Origin of the sequence: Micromonospora coriariae (assembly GCF_900091455.1) — a bacterium.
GTDB lineage: Bacteria > Actinomycetota > Actinomycetes > Mycobacteriales > Micromonosporaceae > Micromonospora > Micromonospora coriariae.
Genome location: NZ_LT607412.1, coordinates 864975 through 883133, shown reverse-complemented (window position 1 = coordinate 883133; position 18159 = coordinate 864975). Strand labels below are relative to the sequence as shown.

The window sequence follows — 18159 nt, the reverse complement described above, 5'->3', positions numbered from 1 at the left end:
GCAGCTGCGCCCACCCAACGACTCCGACTGTCCATCGGGTCGACGCGCTATCTCGTCGGCCGCTGGAGTAGTCGTGACGCGAACGAGCACAGTCCGGGATAGCCTTGCCGTATATGGCTACCTATCGCAGCGCCTCAGTGCTTCTCTCCTCGGACGGCACCAGGACCCCCGGCACCGCCGCGCTCTTCGCCGAGCCCGCCCGCAGGGGTGGGATCCCACCGTGGGCAGGTGACTTCCGACCCGCCAACAGCGCCGGCAACGGCCCCAAGAACGCGGTCGGGAAGACCTTCACGTTGGAGCTGCCCAACGGCAGCACCGGCAAGGTCGTGGTCCAGAGTCTCAAGACCGGTAAGGGAGGCGTCGTGCTGGCGCTGATGGGCGAGGACGCGCCCCCCTTCTGATCAGGAAACCGATCGCCGCCGATGCCGCCGGCTGGAGACGCCGGTATGCGGCCCCTGTCGATGCAATGCGTTCGGATGGCTGCCGGGCGCATTGCCTCACCCGTGCCGGGGCTTCGACGAGGGTCAGGCCGAGGGCAGCCTGAGACAGGAGCGGACGCTCACAGCCGGTCGAGCGTCCCTGAGTCCGACGCGGCCGGGCATCAGGATGGCCAGCAGGCGCATCTGCATCGGCGTGCCGATGGCCAGCCGCACCCCGGCGAGAGACCACACCTCGACCGGCCCGAGCAGTCGGTACCGTCGGCGGCCCTCCCGAACCACCCTCGGAGTCAGTTGCCACTGATCTTGTGACGATCAGATCGGGTAGTGGGTGCTAGCCCCCAGGTCGAGTTCCGGGTTTTCCGGTTGGTGCAGACATCGAGGTTCTTCGTACGGTTTGCGCACAGTCGCATTCCCGAAAAGGAGCCTCGATGTGAGAACACATTCCGCAGTCCAGAGAACTGTGCGGTGGCGGAGGGTGGTAGCGGCCGCGACGGCTGGCGCGGTGCTGGCCGCGGCGGTCGGCGGTGGGGCCGGGACGGCTGCGCCGCCGGCCTCGGATCACCGGTCCCCGGCAGCGGTGCTCCAGCACGGCCTCGACGATCTGCGCGACCTCGGCGTGTCCGGGGCGCAGGGCCTGGTCCGCGACGCGAACCGGGTGACCGTGGCCCGCAGCGGCGTGGCCGACATGGACACCGGCGCGCCGATGCCGGTGGACGGGTACTTCCGGATCGGCAGCACCACGAAGACCTTCGTGTCGGTGGTGCTGCTTCAACTCGTCGGCGAGGGCCGGATCGGGCTGGACGACCCGATCGAACGGTGGCTGCCCGGTGTCGTCGAAGGCAACGGCAACGACGGCCGGCACGTCACCGTACGACACGTCCTGCAGCACACCAGCGGCCTCTACGACGCCACCAACGACCTCGCCGTGCTGAGGTCGGCCGACGGGTTCCTGGCGCACCGCTTGGACCACTACACCGAGGCGCAGTTGGTGGCGATCGCGATGCGCCACCCGCCGCTGTTCGCCGCCGGCACGCACTGGAGCTACGCGAACACCAACTACCTCCTGGCCGGGATGCTCATCAAACGGGTCACCGGACACCTGTGGTACGGCGAGGTACGCTCCCGGATCCTGGCGCCGCTGCACCTGACCCATACGTTCTACCCCGGCGACCGGCCGACCCTGCCCCAGCCCCACGCCGAGGGGTACCGGCAGTTCGCGCCGGGCGAGCCGCTGGTAGACACGACGATCTTCAATCCGACAGTGACGGCCTCGGCCGGCGGCCTGGTCAGCACCACCAGCGACATGACCCGCTTCTGGCAGGCATTGGCGCGCGGCCAGCTGTTGCGGCCCGGACAGATGGCCGAGCTGCACCGAACCGTGCTGGCCGACGGGTTCCAGGCAATCCGGCCCGGCATCCGCTACGGGCTCGGCATCATGTGGATACCCAACCGGTGCGGCGGCTCCTGGGCGCACGTCGGATCCATGCCAGGGATGAGCACCCTCGCCGCGGTCACCCCCGGCGGAAAACGCTCGACGGTCTTGTACCTGGCCACCGAGCTGGCCGACCCGGACCGGGCAACGGCTGTCATACAGCGGCAGATGGTACTGCTCGACGACCTGATCTGCGGCTGACAGTCAGCGGGGAGAGCACGGGACTTCGATGTACACCCGGTCGGCGGCGAGGATCTTCGCGGCGTCGTCGACCGGGGTGGCTGGTTGACGGGCCGCAGTTGGCGATACCGTCGGGTCGAGACGGGGCAGGCGCGCGTCGAGCCGAGGGATCTGGATGGTCGGCATTGAGGACGTGATCACGTTCGGGACCTCAGCCGGTCCGCTGCAGGCGCCGGTCGCGAGCGTCGGCTCTCGACGGGCCGATGTCCGGTGAGCGCCGTCGAGGTTCTGGTGGTCGGGGCGGGGCCAACCGGACTCGCCATGGCCGGGCAACTGGCCGCCTCAGGCGTGCGGGTCCGGGTGGTAGATCGATCTCTCGACCGGGTTCATGAGTCCCGTGCCCTGGCGGTTCAGCCCCGGACCCTGGAGGTCCTCGCCAATCTCGGGGTGACCGACGAGATGGTGGCCGTCGGGAACCGCGCGGTACGGCTGTGCCTGCACGCGCGGGGGCGGGCGCGCACCGTGCCGCTGTTCGACCTGGGTCTGTCGGGCACCGCGTATCCGTACCTGTTGTTCCTGTCGCAGGCGGAGACCGAGCGCATCCTGGGCGAGCACCTCGCGGCGGTGGGGCTTGACATCGAACGGGGTGTCGAGCTGGCGGGTCTGGACCGTGGCGGCGACGGTGCGGTGGCGACGCTGCACCATGGGGACGGCCGGGCGGAGCGGGTGGCGGCCCGGTACGTGGTGGGTTGCGACGGCGCGCACAGCGCCGTGCGGCACCTCGCCGGAATCGGATTCGAGGGCGCCGCGTATCCGCAGACGTTCGTCCTGGCCGACCTGGAGGCCGAGGGCCTCGACACCGGGGCGGCGCACGTGTTCCTGTCCGAGCGCGGGATGCTTTTCCTCTTCCCACTCGGGCACCCGGCCACCTGGCGCCTGCTGGTCATGCGGCCACCCGCCGAGGTGGTCTCACCAGGCGCCCCGGTCACCCTCGACGAAGTGCAGGCACTCGCCGACACGTACACCGGTGCGACCGTGCGTCTGCGTGATCCGGTCTGGATGACCAACTTCCGGCTGCACCACCGCGCCGCCACCCACTACCGTGCCGGGCCGGTGTTCCTGGCCGGCGACGCCGCGCACATCCACAGCCCCGCCGGCGCGCAGGGAATGAACACCGGCATTCAGGACGCGGTCAACCTCGGCTGGAAACTCGCCCAGGTCCTGCGGGGCGACGCCAACTCGACGCTGCTGGACACCTACGAGACGGAACGGGCGCCAGTCGGTCGGATGGTGCTGCGCTTCAGCGACCGGGCGTTCACTGTCGCGACGTCCACCAACCCAGCCGTCCGGTTCGCTCGTACCCGGATCGCCCCCGCTCTCATCCCGGTCGTGCTCGCGTCCCGGTTGGTGCGGGCCTCCGCGTTCCGGACGGTGTCGCAGCTGGGCATCAGCTACCGGAACAGTGCGCTGTCGGTGCAAGGGCCGCACCCGTCGCGGACCGGTCCACGCCCCGGCGACCGGCTGCCCGACGCCCCGCTGCCCGGCGGTGGAGACGCCAGCACGCTGCATCGGCTCACCTCCACGCCCGGATGGCACCTGCTGCTGTGCGGACCATCCGCTGCCTGGCCGGCCGGCGACACCGCGAGGCTGGCCCGGCATCGGCTCACCGTGCACCGGTTGACCGAGCCCGGGGCCGCCGCAGCGGCCTCCACGTCCGCTGCTCAGGCGTTGCGACGGTTGGGTCTCGGCGCCGGCGTCAATGGCGTGTTCCTGGTCCGTCCCGATGGGCACATCGGCTACCGGGCTGGTGGCACCGACCTGACCGGGCTGCTCGCCTACCTGGACCGCTGGCTCGGGCCGTAATCGTGGAGGCTCGCCTGACGGGCTCGCCAACCGGCCGGACATCGAGGGCAACGAGTTCTGTCTCGACTGAGTGCCCGCGAACAGGGCACCCCCGTTTGGCCAGTGTCGCGGCACAGGTCGATGGAATAGGGTCCGGGCGGGGGTGCGAGGATGAGCTTTCGGCTGGCGGCGTACGCCGTGTGCATCGCGGATGAGCGGGTGCTGCTCGCCCATTACGTGCCGCCGACGGGCGACCCGCAGTGGACCCTCCCAGGCGGCAAGGTCGAGCACGCGGAGGATCCGTTCGATGCGGTGATCCGGGAGGTCGCCGAGGAGACCGGCTACGACGCGGTCGTCGAACGCCTACTGGGTGTGGACTCGAGAGTGATCCCCGCTGCCGAGGCGTGGTTGGGGAACGAGCACCAGAATGTCGGCGTCTTCTACAGAGTTCGTATCACCGGCGGCACTCTCCGGCCCGAGCCGAACGGCGCAACCGCCGAGTCGGTCTGGACTCCGATAACCGACGTAGCTCGCCTGCGCCGATCGGCGCTTGTCGACGTTGGTCTCGCACTGGCGCAGACCCTTCCGGTAACCGGCCACGTCGCCTCCGTCCCGGCCGGCGGTCTCATCCAGCACTGAATGGAGCAGCCAGATGACGGCCGTGGGCGCTGACACCGGTCACCGCTCACCGGCCGCAGGCCCCGCACGCGGCGCGGGTGCGTAGGTGGTAGTCGCTTGACGCCGCGACGAGGCCGAGCCCCAGGACGCAGTACGCCGACATCGCCACCCAGAGGAACGTGTCGGAGAACTGGCTGACCGATCCCGACGCCAATTGCGCCAGCCCCATACCGAAGTAGGCCACGATGCCCGCCCCGAGCCCGAAGCCGGGCACCAGCAACAGCGGACGAGGGATCGTGCGTCCGGCGAGCAGCGGCACCCACCCCGGCCAGATCTCACCCCAGCGGTGTACCAGTGCCAGCGGCAACAGCACTCCAGCCAGCAACAGCCCGATCTCCAACCCGATCACCGAGGCGTCGTGCGTAAGCCCGTCGAATCCCACCACGACCTGGGCCGCGAAGCGGGCGACGAGGCCGGCTACCGCGGCGTACGCGGCCCAACGCGCCCACAGCGCGGGTGCTGAGCGCCGCGGACCCGGTCGGACCGTCCGGCAGCAGTCCGGACAGTCGCCCCGGGTACGCCGCTGATAGCGGGCGGTGGCCAGACCGAGCAGGACCGCTCCGGTGACACAACCGAGCCGGCTGGTGAACGCCACCGGGTCGAAGTACGGGCCGACAGTGAACAGCAGGAAGCCCACCAACTCCGGCAGCAGGATCGCGGCTGCCGCGACAAGTGCCCCGGCGACCGTCCAGGCGACTCCCGCAAGCGCCGGTCGCCATGTCGCCACCCGGTCCAAGGCAACCGCCAGAACACCCGCTGACACGCATAACGCCACCGATCGCCAGCCGGTGAAACCGAGCAGATCCGACCCGAACTGTCCGAACTCCGGAGCCTCGCCGACGGTCCACGCCAGGCGAACGCCCCCGTATGCCACAGCCCAGGCGAGCACCGCGTACGTCAGGCCGTGGCCGGTCCTGCGAGCGATCGATGCCGATGTCGTCATGCACCGATCCTTGCGGCGCCCCGGCGCGTGTGGCCCCCGCCGACAGGGGAAGGCCCTCCCTCGCGGGAGGGACCTGCCAGAGCAACCGCACGCGCCAGGGCGGCGTCCGTCAGGACGTCGCGACCGACTGCCCGCTGCGGTTGCCCGGCCTTGTGGCGTGCCCGGGGCGGCGGGTGAGCACCTGGGGGCCGGCCTCGGTGATGGCGACGGTGTGCTCGGAGTGTGCCGTCCGCGAGCCGTCCACGGACCGGATCGTCCACCCGTCCTCGTCAAACTTGATCTTGTCGGTGCTGCGGCAGAACCACGGCTCGATCGCGATCGTCAGGCCCGGCTTGAGCTTCATGCCCCGGCTGGGGCGGCCGTTGTTGGCGACGTGTGGGGCCTCATGCATGGTGCGACCGATGCCGTGTCCGCCGAATTCGTTGTTGACCTGGTAGCCGTAGCGGCGGGCAACCTCGCCGATGGCGGCGGAGATGTCGCCGAGCTGGTTGCCCGGCCGCGCGGCGTCGATTGCGGCCTCCAGCGCGACCTCGGTGGCTTCGATCAGCTTCAGGTCGTCCGAAGAGGGGGTGCCGATGATGACAGACAGTGCGGAGTCGGCGACCCAGCCGTCGATCCCGAGCGCCATGTCGATGCTCAGGAGATCACCGTCGCGCAGGGCGTATTTGTGTGGCAGACCGTGCAGCACCGCGTCGTTCACCGAGAGGCACAGGACGTTGCGGAACGGGCCGCGGCCGAACGACGGCGCGTAGTCCCAGTAGCAGGACTCCGCGCCGCGCTCCTTGATCCGGCGGCGGGCGTGGTGCTCGAGGTCCATCAGGTTGACCCCGACGGCGGCGACCTCACGCAGTTCCGCCAGCAGCTCGCCGACGAACTGGCCGGTCACGGCCATCCGTTCGATCTCGTCGGGGGACTTAAGCTCGATCACGACCAACCCTTCCGTCTCCGTAGCGGTATATTTATACCACGCTGGCCGGGGGCGTCCGCAGGTTGGCGTCGCCGGTCCGAGAAGGGACTATCCTGCTCACATGGTTCGCCCACCGCTCACTCCTGAACAGATCGCCGCGGGGCAACGTCTCGGGGCGGCGCTTCGGGTCGCGCGAGGTGGCCGCAGCCTCGTCGAGGTGGCCTTGGCGGCCGGCATCTCGCCGGAGACGCTCCGCAAGATCGAGGTGGGTCGGCTCCCCGCACCCGCGTTCGGCACCGTGGTCTGCCTCAGCGAGGTCCTCGGCGTCGCGCTCAGCGACCTGGCCGAGGTGTGGCTGGCCGACCTGCGCGTCCGCGAAGCGTCCTGAGTCCACACCTCAGCGGCGGCCCGGGTAGCCGGCACGAGAGCCCAGCTCTTCTTCAATTCGGATGAGCTGGTTGTATTTCGCCGTTCGGTCCGAGCGTGACAGCGAACCTGTCTTGATCTGACCGCAGCCGACGCCCACCGCCAGGTCCGCGATCGTGGTGTCCTCGGTTTCGCCGGATCGGTGCGACATCACCACCCGGTAACCCGCCTTGTGGGCGGCATCCACCGTCGCGAGGGTTTCGGTGAGGGTGCCGATCTGGTTGACCTTGACCAGGATCGCGTTGGCGTAACCGCCTGCGATGCCGTCGCGCAACCGGTCGACGTCGGTGCAGAAGACGTCGTCGCCGACCAGTTGGACCCGATCGCCGGCCAGGGCCGTGAGCCGCTTCCAGCCGGCGAAGTCGTCCTCGGCCATCGGGTCCTCGATCGAGCTGATCGGGTACCGGGAGATCAGGTCGAGGAGGTGGTCGATGTGCTCTTCCATGGTCCGGGTGCGGCCCTCGCCGGCGTACTCGTAGACGCCTTCCCGAAAGAATTCCGAGCTGGCCGGGTCCAGGCAGATGGTGATGTCCTGGCCGGGTTCGTAGCCGGAGTCCTCGATGGCGCGCAGCACGAACCGCAGTGCCTCGTCGGCGGTCGCGAAGTTCGGCGCGAAGCCGCCCTCGTCGCCGACGTTTGTGCTGTGTCCGGCCGCGGCCAGGGATCGGCGCAGGGTGTGGAACACCTCGGAGCCCATCCGTACGGCCTCGAAGAAGTTCGCCGCACCGACCGGGGCGATCATGAACTCCTGGAAGTCGAGCGGGTTGTCGGCGTGCGCGCCACCGTTGACGATGTTCATCATCGGCACCGGCAGCAGGCGGGCTCCGACTCCACCCACGTAGCGGTAGAGCGGCTGGCGATGGGCGAGGGCCGCGGCCTTCGCCGTGGCGAGGGAGACCCCCAGAATCGCGTTCGCGCCGAGGCGGCCCTTGTCCTTCGTGCCGTCCAGCTCGATCATGGTCTCGTCGACCAGCGCCTGGTCCTCCGCGTCGAGGCCGAGCACCGCCTCGGCGATCTCCCCGGTGACCGCGGCGACGGCGTTGCTGACGCCCTTGCCATGGAAGCGTCCGGGGTCGCCGTCGCGCCGTTCGACCGCCTCGTTAGCCCCGGTCGACGCGCCGGACGGCACGGTGGCTCGGCCGGCCGACCCGTCCGCCAGGACGACATCCACCTCGACTGTGGGGTTGCCACGGCTGTCCAGGACCTGTCGACCGATCACCCGGCTGATAGCTGTCATCACGTACTCCCTGTTCTCGCCTGTCTACGGGGCCAGACTGGCAGAGAAATGTGGTCCCGCCACCGCGACGATGAACACCTTGACCTGCACCCTGAGGTGCGGGTTTAGGGTTGTCGGATGCGAGTGGGTGAGCTGGCGCGCCGCACCGGGACGACTGTGCGTGCCCTGCGGTACTACGAGTCGGCCGGGCTGGTCGTGCCCTGGCGTCTGAGCAACGGCTACCGCGACTACGAACCGATCGCGCTACGCCTGGTCGCGCAGATTCGCGAGCTCATGGCGCTGGGCCTCACCGTCGAGGAGACTCGCCCGTTCGTCGAGTCGATCACCGACGGATCTGACGACGCGGATGTGTGCGCGGCGGCACTGGCGACGTATCGGAGCACCGTCTCCGCTGTCCAGGAACGTATCGGCAAGTTGACCGCTCAGCGGGACGCCCTCGACGCGCGCCTCGACGCAGCCGCGAGCCAGGTGGTGACCGGTGGCCCGGCCGTCGGCGCGAACCCCGCGGACCTGGTTGGCAGGCCTCTGCCGCCGCTGAGCTTCTACGCCACCGACGGTCGGCCTGTCGATCTCGGCGCCCTCGGCCCTGGACGTACCGTCATATTCATCTATCCGCTCAGCGGGAGGCCGGGTGTCGACCTGCCCAGGAGCCTGCTGGAGATCCCCGGCGCGCGGGGCGGAACCGAGCAGGCCACCTGGCTCCGCGACCACCACACGGAGATCCTCAGCGCCGGAGCGGAGCGGGTCTACGGGCTGTCCGCGCAGTCAACCGGCTACCAGCGTGAACTGGTGCACCGGCTGCGCCTGCCGTACCCGCTGATACCCGATCCGCGGCTGACCCTGGCCGCCGAGCTCAGGCTGCCGACCTTCACGGCCGGTGACATGACGCTATACGAGCGGCTGACCCTGATCGTCGCCGACGAGGTGGTCGAGCACGTGTTCCACCCGATCCCGGAGCCCGCGTCCCACGCGCTGGACGTCATGCGGTGGCTCACCAAGCGACGCCCGTCTGCCCGGCAGTAGTAGCCCCATGCTTTCCGCTGGGCCTGGAAATTGTGGCTTGACCAATGGCATGTTATCGCTCACAGTCGATGTCTGAGGACGACGACACCTGCGGCTTACCGGGCAAGCCTGCTTCGTCGACCTCGAATCACTGCGTGCGCCAGGGCATGCCGACGTCTTGTTAGCGCTGACACCTCCGACGTATGTGCCCGGTCACGCCCCGCGGTCCGCCCGTCTTCGGGCGGGCCTACGGCTCTCGGTCATTGGAGGAAGATCATGTCTGCCTTTGGTAGGTCTCCATCCATCGCGCCGTCGTCATGGCGGCGCGGGAGGTTGTTACGGGTCGTCGTCGCTGGCGTGGCGGCGTTGGTGGTCGGTGGTGCCGCCGCGGCGGTGGTGTCGACACCCGCCGCCGCGGCGACGGTCGACACGAGCGCGTGGTACGTGCTGGTGAATCGGAACAGTGGCAAGGCGTTGGACGTGTACAACCTGGCCACGAATGACGGTGCGCGGATCACACAGTGGGCGCGCAACAACGGCAATCAGCAGCAGTGGCAGTTCGTGGACTCGGGCAGTGGCTACTACCGGTTGAAGTCGCGACTGTCGGGCAAGGTGCTGGACGTCTACAACTTCTCGACCGCCAACGGTGCCAGCATCGTGCAGTGGAGTGACGGTAACGGGACAAATCAGCAGTTCCGGTTGGCCGACTCCGATGGTGGCTACGTCCGGTTGATCAACCGGAACAGCAACAAGGTGGTGGAGGTGCAGGGCGCCTCGACCGCCGACGGCGGCAACATCGTGCAGTACGACGACTGGAACGGCAACAACCAGCAGTGGCAACTCGTCCGCGTCGACGGCGGGGGCAACCCCACTACGCCACCGCCGACCGGCACGTGCAACCTTCCGTCGACGTACCGCTGGTCGTCGACGGGCGCGCTGGCGAACCCGAGGTCGGGGTGGGTGTCGCTCAAGGACTTCACCGTCGCCCCCTACAACGGCAGGCAACTCGTCTACGCCACGACGCACGACTTCGGGTCGAGCTGGGGTTCGATGAACTTCGGCCTCTTCACGAACTGGTCGGAGATGGCCTCGGCCAGCCAGAACGCGATGAATTCGGCAACTGTCGCGCCATCACTGTTCTACTTCGCGCCGCGCAACATCTGGGTGCTCGCCTACCAGTGGGGTGGGACCGCGTTCTCCTACCGGACGTCGAGTGACCCCACCAACCCGAATGGCTGGTCGGCGGCGCAGCCGTTGTTCACCGGAAGCATTTCCGGCTCTGGTACGGGTCCGATCGACCAGGCGGTCATCGGCGATGGCACGAACATGTACCTCTTCTTCGCCGGGGACAACGGCAAGATCTACCGGGCCAGCATGCCGATCGGGAACTTCCCGGGCAACTTCGGCAGCAACTACACGACCATCATGAGTGACACGACGAACAACCTGTTCGAAGCCGTTCAGGTCTACAAGCTCCAGGGCCAGACCCGGTACCTGATGATCGTCGAGGCGATCGGCTCGCAGGGTCGCTACTTCCGCTCGTTCACGGCCACCAGCCTGGGCGGTTCGTGGACACCGCAGGCGGCGTCCGAGAGCAACCCGTTCGCCGGTAAGGCCAACAGCGGCGCCACCTGGACCAACGACATCAGCCACGGCGAACTGATCCGGACCAACGCCGATCAGACCATGACCGTTGATCCCTGCAATCTGCAGTTGCTCTACCAGGGACGTTCCCCCAACTCCGGCGGCGACTACGGGCTCCTGCCGTACCGGCCGGGCCTACTGACACTGCAACGCTGAGGTGAAGGGGCGGGCTCGGTGCGAGGCCGAGCCCGCCCCGGTTGCCGGCCCGGGAGGGGGATTCGGTCGAGGAGCCGGTCCGCTCACCAGCCGTGGCAGTCACCTGGCGCGAATGTGGCCGGCACGCTGGGCGACGGCTATGGTTTGCCGCATGCAGGACCGGCGCACTTTTCGGCGCGTCGGCGAGCGGATGCCGCTGCCGACGATGCTGGTGCTTGCCGTCCTGGTGATGGTGCTCTCGGCCACCCGGTCGATCGGCCTGTGCATCGTGTTCCGCTCCGCACGGCGGGCGATCCCCGGTTGCGTGCCCGCCTGGTCGGCGGATCGTGCTCCGCCGCGCCACGCGCGCGCCTTCGCCTGACCCACTCGTCCCGGCCCGCGCCGGTCCCCGCCTGGGAGCATCATGCCCACTTCGTGCGTCCCCGCATACCCGCTTCCGCCCTCGACACCTCCCGCCGCCCCGACGCCGGGGCGGTGCACATGCTGACCCCGGGCGCGTACGCCCGTCCGGGCGTACGGCATCCTCTCGCTCTTGATCTGGGCACGTCGACAGTGCGGCTCTGGAGCCCGACGCGCGGTGCGGTCGTCACCGCACCAACCGTCATCGCGCCGGGACCGTCCGGACGGCACCTCGTCGGTCACGCCGCGCTCGATGCGGTCGCCTCCAGCGCTGGGAAACCCACCTGGCCGGTTCGTGACGGCGTGGTGGACAACTTCTTCGCCTGCGTGTACCTGCTGCGTGTTCTCAGCGCCGCCACCGGCCGGCCCAGCGATGACGAATCCCCGGTCCTGGTGGGCGTTCCGGCCACCGCGACGGTGCGGCAGAAGAACACGCTGATCGCGGTGGTGCGTCGGGCAACTGGTGGGCGGGTCGCCGTGGTCGAGGAACCACTCGCGGCGGCGCTCGCCTGCGGTCCCGACTCCGACGACGTGCTGGCCGTGGACATCGGCGACGGGCGTACGGAGGTCGCCCGCATCACCGACGGCACGGTCGTGGCCGTCGAACGCGCGGACGTGACCAACACGGTTGATCAGATCCCGGCGATCGCCGCCTGCGTGCGGCGTCTGAGCGCCGGACCGCACCTGGTCCGGCGGCTGCTGCTTACCGGTGGCGGCGCCACTCATCCGGATCTCGCCGCTCGGCTGGCCGCCATGACCGGCCGCACGGTGACCATGCCCGCCGAGCCGCACCTGGCCACGCTCGCCGGCCTGCGCCTGCTGTTGACCCGCTGAGCCGTTTCGCCGCTTGCTTCTGGAGTCGTCATGAATGTCGAACTGACCCCGCTGCCCGGTATCGGGTTGCGCCGCATGTTCACCACCGCCGAAGGCCGCCGCGTCGGTGTGGTCACGCACCATCCGGGCGGCCGGCGGGATCTCGTTTACGAGTCCGACGACGATCCCGACGCCACCTGCTGCCTGACCCTGACCCGCTCCGAGGCCATAGCCCTCGCCGGGCTCCTGGGCATCCTTGACGTCGTCGACGTCGCGGAACCGTCTCGCGCGTAGAACCTGTGGCTGCCGTGCCACCTGACGTGGCACGGCAGCCACATCCGGTGTCACCTGTTGTGCTTCTCCTGGCACGGCACGCAGAAGCGCGCGTGCGGGAGAACCTCGAGCCGCTCGGCCGGGATGTTCTTGCCGCACTTCTGGCAGGCACCGTAGGTGCCGTCGGTGATCCGGCTCAGCGCACCCGTGATCTGTTCGATGTTGCGGCGGGTGGCGGCCAGCAGCGCGGCCTGGTTGTGGGCCTCGCTGGGATCGCCGGTGTCCGCGTTGAGCTCGGTCAGTTCCCGCAGCCGAGCCGTCTGTGTGGCGAAATCGTCTGTCAGGGACGCTCGCAGATCAGCCAGCCAACGCTGGTCGACGGTTCGATGATCGACGCTCATGGTCTGCCCTTCGAAAGGAACGGAAAAAGAAAAAGGGCCGAAGCTGGATAGCTTCGCCCTGGCGGCCGTTCTTGGGTGCAACGATTCCGCGGGAGGGCCTCGGTTGGTTCGCGCCGGGCTCGACAGCCTGTGCATGGGCGCGATGTGCGACGTGCGGACAACCGGCACTCGCATCCCGGCCATACGGCGCGCCGCCGTCGCCACGCGCACGGCACCGCCTGGCGTCACATCAGTGACGGCAGGCGAGCGGAACGTCACCGGCGGCATGCCTCCACCATAGGACGTGGTTGCCCTAATGCCAACGCCGTCCGACGGATGCTCCCCGCAGGGGCTTTACCGCGGGTATCTGCAGGGCGCCAGCGAGCACCCGGGGCCTACTGTCGGGGTCGGGTACCGGCGCGAGCCGATGCCGCTCGGCCACGTAGCACGCGATCTGAATGTCGGATGACCTGCGGGGGAGCACGGCTGCGGCCCAGCCGGGTGTTCGGCGTTCCGCTCGACGACCGCGTTCCAGTACCCCGACTCCGCTGAGGAGCACTCATGAAAGCGATCGTCCACGACGTTTACGGCCCGGCTGACGTACTCGAACTCCGCGACATCGACAAGCCCTCGATCGGCGACGACGAGGTGCTCGTCGAGGTACGCGCCGCCGGGGTGGACCCTGGCGTGTGGATCCTGATGACTGGCCGGCCCATGGCCGTGCGCCTCGCGGTCGGGCTGCGCCGGCCCAAGGTGGCGGTGCTCGGTCGGGCCGTCGCCGGGGTGGTGGCGGCGGTCGGAGCGGGCGTCACCCGTCTGCACGTGGGCGATGACGTGTACGGCACCTGCGAGAGCGGCTCCTTCGCCGAGTACGCGGTGGCGCGGCAGCGCCGACTGGCACCCAAGCCGGCCAACCTCACCTTTGATCAGGCGGCGGCGACGGCCATCTCCGCGGTGACGGCTCTGCAAAGCATCCGCGACGCCCGGGTGCAGGCCGGACAGCGGGTGCTGATCACCGGCGCGGGCGGGGGCGTCGGGTCGTTCGCCGTCCAGCTTGCCAAGGTTTACGGCGCTAGGGTGACCGGTGTCTGCAGCACCTCGAAGATCGAGCTGGTGCGTTCCATCGGTGCCGACGACGTCATCGACTACACCCGGTACGAGATCGACCGCGATGGTGCGCAGTACGACGTCATCATCGACACCGCGGGCAACCGGCCGTTGTCGTTGCTGCGGCGTGCACTCGCACCGCGCGGAACGATCGCCCTTGTCGGCGGCGGGCACGCCAAGGGCCGCATCATGGGCGGCTTCCAGCGCCAGATGGCCGCACCGTTGATCTCGTTGATCATGACCCAGAGGCTGTGCGGCGTGACCGCCCGCGAACGCTACGAGGACCTCGAGGAACTGACTTCGCTCATCGAGTCGGGCTCGGTCACCCCGGTCATCGACCGGGTCTACCCGCTCGCCGATGCCCCTGACGCGATCCGTTACCTCGCCCAGGGCCACCCCGCCGGCAAGGTCGTCGTCAGGGTGTAGTCCGAGGATCGATCCGACGAACGCGATCGGCGTGCCACGTTCGTGGCGGTCTCCTCCGCCCGCGTCCGGGTGGTGGAGAACTGGACTCCGGACGCCTGATCCGGTTGACGGCAATCGGACGAATTGCGTCCGCTTATGATAGGCTCCGGGGATGCCTGACCTGGACCCTGAGCAGGGCGTCCGCGCGGACGCCCGGCGTAACCGGCGCCAGCTGATCGTCGCGACGCGGGAGGCGATCGCCTCCCGCGGGCTCGACGTCTCAGCTCTGGACATCGCGACCGCGGCGGGCGTGGGGGTGGGCACCCTGTACCGGCGCTTCGGCACCAAGGAAGCGCTGCTTGACCACGCGGTGCTCGGTCTCTACGACGAGCTCTGCGACACCGCGCAGGTCTTTCTGGAGCACCCCGATCCATGGGCGGGCCTGGCGGAGTTCGTGATGGAGTTGGCCGGAGCGCACCGGGACAGCCGCGGGCTGGCTGAGGTCACCGCGGCGTGCGAAAGGCCGCCGTCGCCCGAGCTCGCACAGCGGACCACCGCACTACAGGACGCTGTCGCGCGGCTGACCGAGCGGGCGCGTGCGGCCGGTGCTCTGCGTGACGACGTGACCTGGCAGGACATCCTGATCTTTTCGCGGGCGGCGCTGGACACCGACCACTGCCTCGGCGTCGACGCGGGGCCCGACGGGTGGCGTCGCGTCGTCACCATCCTGCTCGACGGGATCCGCGCCCCCGGGCGGACCCCTCTTCAAGGGCCTGCGCCGCACGTCCACCAGGCGGGTTGACGAAGCTTGCTGTGCAGGCGGCGTACCCGTCGTCAACAGACGGTGCGGTCACCGCGCTGGTGAGGGTTCCCGAGGGTGTCGTCGCCACGAGATCGTGTCCGCGTCACACACGCGGTGCGCGACGTCGGGCCTGCGGTGACATCGGCGTGTGCCGGACGAGTCAGCAGTCGAAGTAGAGGGCGAATTCGTGCGGTGTCGGGCGCAGCACCATGGGCTGAACCTCGTTGGCGCGCTTCCAGTCGACCCAGGTGGAGATCAGGTCGGGGGTGAAGACCCCGCCGTCGAGCAGATAGTCGTGGTCGTCGGCGAGGGAGTCCAACGCATGTGCGAGGGAGCCGGGGACCTGCTTGACGTCGCCCCATTCCTCGGGCGGGAGGTCGTAGAGGTCCTTGTCGATCGGCGTGGGTGGTTCGATTTTGCTCTTGATGCCGTCGAGGCCGGCCATCATCATGGCCGAGAAGGCGAGGTAGACGTTGGCCGACGGGTCCGGGACGCGGAACTCGACGCGCTTGGCCTTCGGGTTCGCGCCGGTGACGGGGATGCGGGTGCAGGCGGAGCGGTTGCGCTGGGAGTAGACCAGGTTGACCGGCGCTTCGAAGCCCGGCACGAGGCGCCGGTACGAGTTGACTGTCGGGTTGGTGAAGGCCAGCAGCGACGGCGCGTGGTGCAGCAGGCCGCCGATGTACCAGCGGGCGGTGTCGGACAGGCCGGCGTAGCCGGTCTCGTCGTAGAACAGGGGTTCGCCGTTGAGCCAGAGGCTCTGGTGGGTGTGCATGCCCGAGCCGTTGTCACCGAACAGGGGCTTGGGCATGAACGTGGCGGTCTTGCCGTTGGCCCAGGCTTCGTTCTTGACGATGTACTTGAAGAGCTGGAGTTGGTCGGCGGCGTGCAGCAGGGTGGAGAACCGGTAGTTGATCTCGGACTGGCCGGCGGTGCCCACCTCGTGGTGCGAACGTTCCACGGTGAAACCGGAGTCGACGAGGCGGCGCACGATCGCATCGCGCAGGTCGGCGTAGTGATCGACCGGCGGGACGGGGAAGTAGCCGCCCTTGTAGGCGGTCTTGTAGCCGCGGTTGCCGCCGGGCTCTTCGCGGCCGGTGTTCCAGGCGCCCTCGATCGAGTCGATGTAGTAGAACGACTGGTGCGCGGAGGTTTCGTGGCGGATGGAGTCGAAGATGTAGAACTCGGCTTCGGCGCCGAAGTAGGCGGTGTCGGCGATGCCGCTCGCGGCGAGGTACGCCTCGGCCTTTTTGGCGACGTTGCGGGGGTCGCGGGTGTAGGCCTCGCGGGTGAACGGGTCGTGGATGAAGAAGTTCAACGCGAGGGTCTTCTGCGCCCGGAACGGGTCGATGAACGCGGTGGCGACGTCCGGGAGCAGGAGCATGTCCGACTCGTGGATCGCCTGGAAACCGCGGATCGATGAGCCGTCGAACGCGAGGCCGTCGGTGAACAGATCGTCGTTGACGGACTCGACCGGCAGGTTGAAGTGCTGCATCACACCGGGCAGGTCACAGAAACGAACGTCGACGAACTTCACGTCCTCGTTCTTGAGGTACCGCAGCAGTTCCTCGGAATTGGCGAACACACGTCCTCCCGGAAGGCGTAGCCCGATCATGGGCGAGGCCGGCGGCCGTGCCCGACCCGGTCGGCGCACCCATGCCCCGACCGTACGACGGCCCGCGGGGCCAGCGTTGGCCATCTGGCCATCCGGCCATCCGCCCGGACGGATGGCTCGGCCGTCCGGGACTGGTCTGGTGGAGACCGGACCCGGGCGAACCAGGGGCCGACGAATTACGTTTGTCGGGAGGAAAGGGATGTCATCCGGCGGTCCAGCGACCGACCTTGGCCGTTGCCGGTGATCCGATTGCCCCGCACCGTGTAGGGGCCACCGGTGTTGCCGATGCTCACCCCGTCGCGCAGATTCCCGTCGAGGACGCAGCCGGTCAACAGGCCCCCCTTGCCGGGGATGCCCGTCGTGCCCTTCGCCGAGACCTGGAAGCCGGCCTCCAGGTTTCCCGCCATCGTGCTCCCGCTGACGATGAGCCCGTCGGCACCCCAGTCGGACATACCGAATCGATTGCCCTCAGCGTGGCAGCCGATGATTCGGATGCCCCGCGGCTGGGGTCGGTCACTGTGCTGCATCTCCAGGAAGATGCCGTTGGTCGCGTTGCCAACGGCCACGCAGTTGGCGATGGTCAGCCGTTCCATCGGCCCCCATCCACCGATGCCGATGCCAATACCCGCCCCGCCCATCTCCATGCCGTTGTCTATCCGGCCGCACTCGAGCACGCGGATCGCCTGGAGCAGGGTGTCCTGCAGAAAGTCGCATCCGAAGCCGGTGGCCGCGGTGTGATGGATGAACAGGTCCCGGAACAGGCCGCCGGTCACGTATTGCAGCCCCAGCCCCTTGGCCAGGGGGTCGTACGCCGCACACGCCACCCCCGACCCGTCGATTTCGAAGTCGGCGAACGTGCAGTAGGCGAGATTCCGGTCCGGACTCGCTCCGTGCAACTGGGCGGTGTAGAAGGCCAACGGCACGGGCTGTGACCTGTTGCCCTCGTTGCTCAGGAGAAACCGGGTCGTTCCCGGCCCAGCCCCCGTCAGTGACACCCCGCTACGCCAGACGGTGCCAGCGTCGCGGATGGCGTACACCCCGGGTGGGCAGTAGATCACCCGCGCCCGCCCGTCCGCGGCGAACGCGTCGCCGAGCAGGTCGACCAGCGCGGCGAGCGCGGGCTGGTCGTTGGTCGTGCCGTCGCCGGTCAGGCCGTGGTCCCGGGCATCGCAGAGCAGCGGCGCCCCGGCCACGGGGTAGGGGCGGACGCCAGAGGGGGTTGCCGTCACCGGACTCTTCGACATCTGTCCGCCCTGTTCTCGTGACCGCGGTCGCGCTGTCGTTCATATGCCATCTAACTCGGATGAAGCTCGTCTTTCCCGGCACATAGTCGGAATAGTGCGGAAGGAGCATGCTCCGGCCAGGAGGCGCGGGCGTCGAGGCCCATGGGCCATGTCTGGTCGAGCGCGCATGGGATGGAGGACACCGGGTACGCCGCTGCGGCCCTACAGCCAGCGGGGTGTCCAGCTCTGACCGCG

The 18159-nt window shown here is 68.9% G+C and carries 17 protein-coding genes and 1 pseudogene; 12 read left to right on the top strand and 6 right to left on the bottom strand.

Features of this window, described 5'->3' with window-relative positions; genetic code table 11:
- The first annotated feature begins 113 nt into the window (after positions 1-113).
- The 4 genes from GA0070607_RS04045 (at position 114) to GA0070607_RS04025 (ending at position 4533) form a co-directional block, all read left to right on the top strand.
- On the top strand, positions 114-401 hold the full coding sequence (locus GA0070607_RS04045; RefSeq protein ID WP_231930829.1) for a hypothetical protein: 288 nt from the start codon (positions 114-116) through the stop codon (positions 399-401).
- Positions 402-915: 514 nt separating this feature from the next.
- A complete protein-coding gene (locus GA0070607_RS04035) occupies positions 916-2073 on the top strand; it encodes a serine hydrolase domain-containing protein (RefSeq protein WP_231930827.1) in 1158 nt (385 codons plus the stop codon).
- Between the two features lie 249 nt (positions 2074-2322).
- Entirely contained in the window at positions 2323-3915 is a 1593-nt protein-coding gene (locus tag GA0070607_RS04030) for an FAD-dependent monooxygenase (protein WP_197701235.1), read from the top strand.
- Between the two features lie 150 nt (positions 3916-4065).
- The gene (locus GA0070607_RS04025) at positions 4066-4533 is read left to right on the top strand and encodes an NUDIX hydrolase (protein ID WP_089016958.1); all 468 of its coding nucleotides are present in this window, start codon (positions 4066-4068) and stop codon (positions 4531-4533) included.
- Positions 4534-4579: 46 nt separating this feature from the next.
- On the opposite strand, the gene GA0070607_RS04020 is transcribed toward GA0070607_RS04025, so the two are convergent.
- Positions 4580-5299: a hypothetical protein gene (locus tag GA0070607_RS04020; RefSeq protein WP_157743083.1), complete on the bottom strand. Its 720-nt coding sequence runs from the start codon at positions 5297-5299 to the stop codon at positions 4580-4582.
- A gap of 325 nt (positions 5300-5624) precedes the next feature.
- A complete protein-coding gene (gene map, locus GA0070607_RS04015; RefSeq protein ID WP_089016956.1) occupies positions 5625-6443 on the bottom strand; it encodes a type I methionyl aminopeptidase in 819 nt (272 codons plus the stop codon).
- 100 nt (positions 6444-6543) lie between these two features.
- On the opposite strand from map, the gene GA0070607_RS04010 reads away from it, so the two are divergent.
- On the top strand, positions 6544-6810 hold the full coding sequence (locus GA0070607_RS04010) for a helix-turn-helix domain-containing protein (RefSeq protein ID WP_089016955.1): 267 nt from the start codon (positions 6544-6546) through the stop codon (positions 6808-6810).
- Between the two features lie 9 nt (positions 6811-6819).
- Here the strand turns inward: GA0070607_RS04010 and eno are convergent, their stop codons facing one another.
- The gene (gene eno / locus GA0070607_RS04005) at positions 6820-8085 is read right to left on the bottom strand and encodes a phosphopyruvate hydratase (RefSeq protein WP_089016954.1); all 1266 of its coding nucleotides are present in this window, start codon (positions 8083-8085) and stop codon (positions 6820-6822) included.
- A 117-nt stretch (positions 8086-8202) separates the two neighbouring features.
- On the opposite strand from eno, the gene GA0070607_RS04000 reads away from it, so the two are divergent.
- The 5 genes from GA0070607_RS04000 to GA0070607_RS03980 all read left to right on the top strand — a co-directional run bounded on the left by GA0070607_RS04000 (position 8203) and on the right by GA0070607_RS03980 (position 12393).
- Positions 8203-9108 carry a MerR family transcriptional regulator gene (locus GA0070607_RS04000; RefSeq protein WP_089016953.1) on the top strand — a complete coding sequence of 302 codons (906 nt, stop codon included), beginning with the start codon at positions 8203-8205 and terminating at the stop codon, positions 9106-9108.
- Between the two features lie 255 nt (positions 9109-9363).
- A complete protein-coding gene (locus GA0070607_RS03995) occupies positions 9364-10887 on the top strand; it encodes a non-reducing end alpha-L-arabinofuranosidase family hydrolase (protein WP_089016952.1) in 1524 nt (507 codons plus the stop codon).
- Between the two features lie 151 nt (positions 10888-11038).
- Positions 11039-11248, top strand: coding sequence for a hypothetical protein (locus GA0070607_RS03990; RefSeq protein WP_089016951.1), 210 nt, complete (start codon positions 11039-11041; stop codon positions 11246-11248).
- A gap of 53 nt (positions 11249-11301) precedes the next feature.
- Positions 11302-12120 carry a rod shape-determining protein gene (locus GA0070607_RS03985; RefSeq protein ID WP_157743082.1) on the top strand — a complete coding sequence of 273 codons (819 nt, stop codon included), beginning with the start codon at positions 11302-11304 and terminating at the stop codon, positions 12118-12120.
- Between the two features lie 30 nt (positions 12121-12150).
- Entirely contained in the window at positions 12151-12393 is a 243-nt protein-coding gene (locus GA0070607_RS03980; RefSeq protein WP_089016949.1) for a potassium transporter TrkA, read from the top strand.
- Positions 12394-12443: 50 nt separating this feature from the next.
- Here GA0070607_RS03980 and GA0070607_RS33200 read toward each other — a convergent pair whose 3' ends face one another.
- Complete coding sequence (locus GA0070607_RS33200; RefSeq protein WP_231930825.1) at positions 12444-13040, bottom strand: TraR/DksA family transcriptional regulator; 597 nt, start codon at positions 13038-13040, stop codon at positions 12444-12446.
- A gap of 273 nt (positions 13041-13313) precedes the next feature.
- Between GA0070607_RS33200 and GA0070607_RS03970 the strand changes: the two genes are divergently transcribed.
- Positions 13314-14285, top strand: a complete 972-nt coding sequence (locus tag GA0070607_RS03970) for an NAD(P)-dependent alcohol dehydrogenase (RefSeq protein ID WP_089016947.1) — start codon at positions 13314-13316, stop codon at positions 14283-14285.
- A gap of 151 nt (positions 14286-14436) precedes the next feature.
- Positions 14437-15066 (top strand): TetR/AcrR family transcriptional regulator, encoded by a 630-nt coding sequence (locus GA0070607_RS03965; RefSeq protein ID WP_089016946.1) that lies wholly within the window; start codon positions 14437-14439, stop codon positions 15064-15066.
- Between the two features lie 160 nt (positions 15067-15226).
- Here GA0070607_RS03965 and glnA read toward each other — a convergent pair whose 3' ends face one another.
- Entirely contained in the window at positions 15227-16651 is a 1425-nt protein-coding gene (gene glnA / locus GA0070607_RS03960; protein WP_089016945.1) for a type I glutamate--ammonia ligase, read from the bottom strand.
- Positions 16652-16911: 260 nt separating this feature from the next.
- A pseudogene (locus GA0070607_RS03955) lies at positions 16912-17925 on the bottom strand (right-handed parallel beta-helix repeat-containing protein); the annotation flags it as partial.
- Positions 17926-18159: the final 234 nt, after the last annotated feature.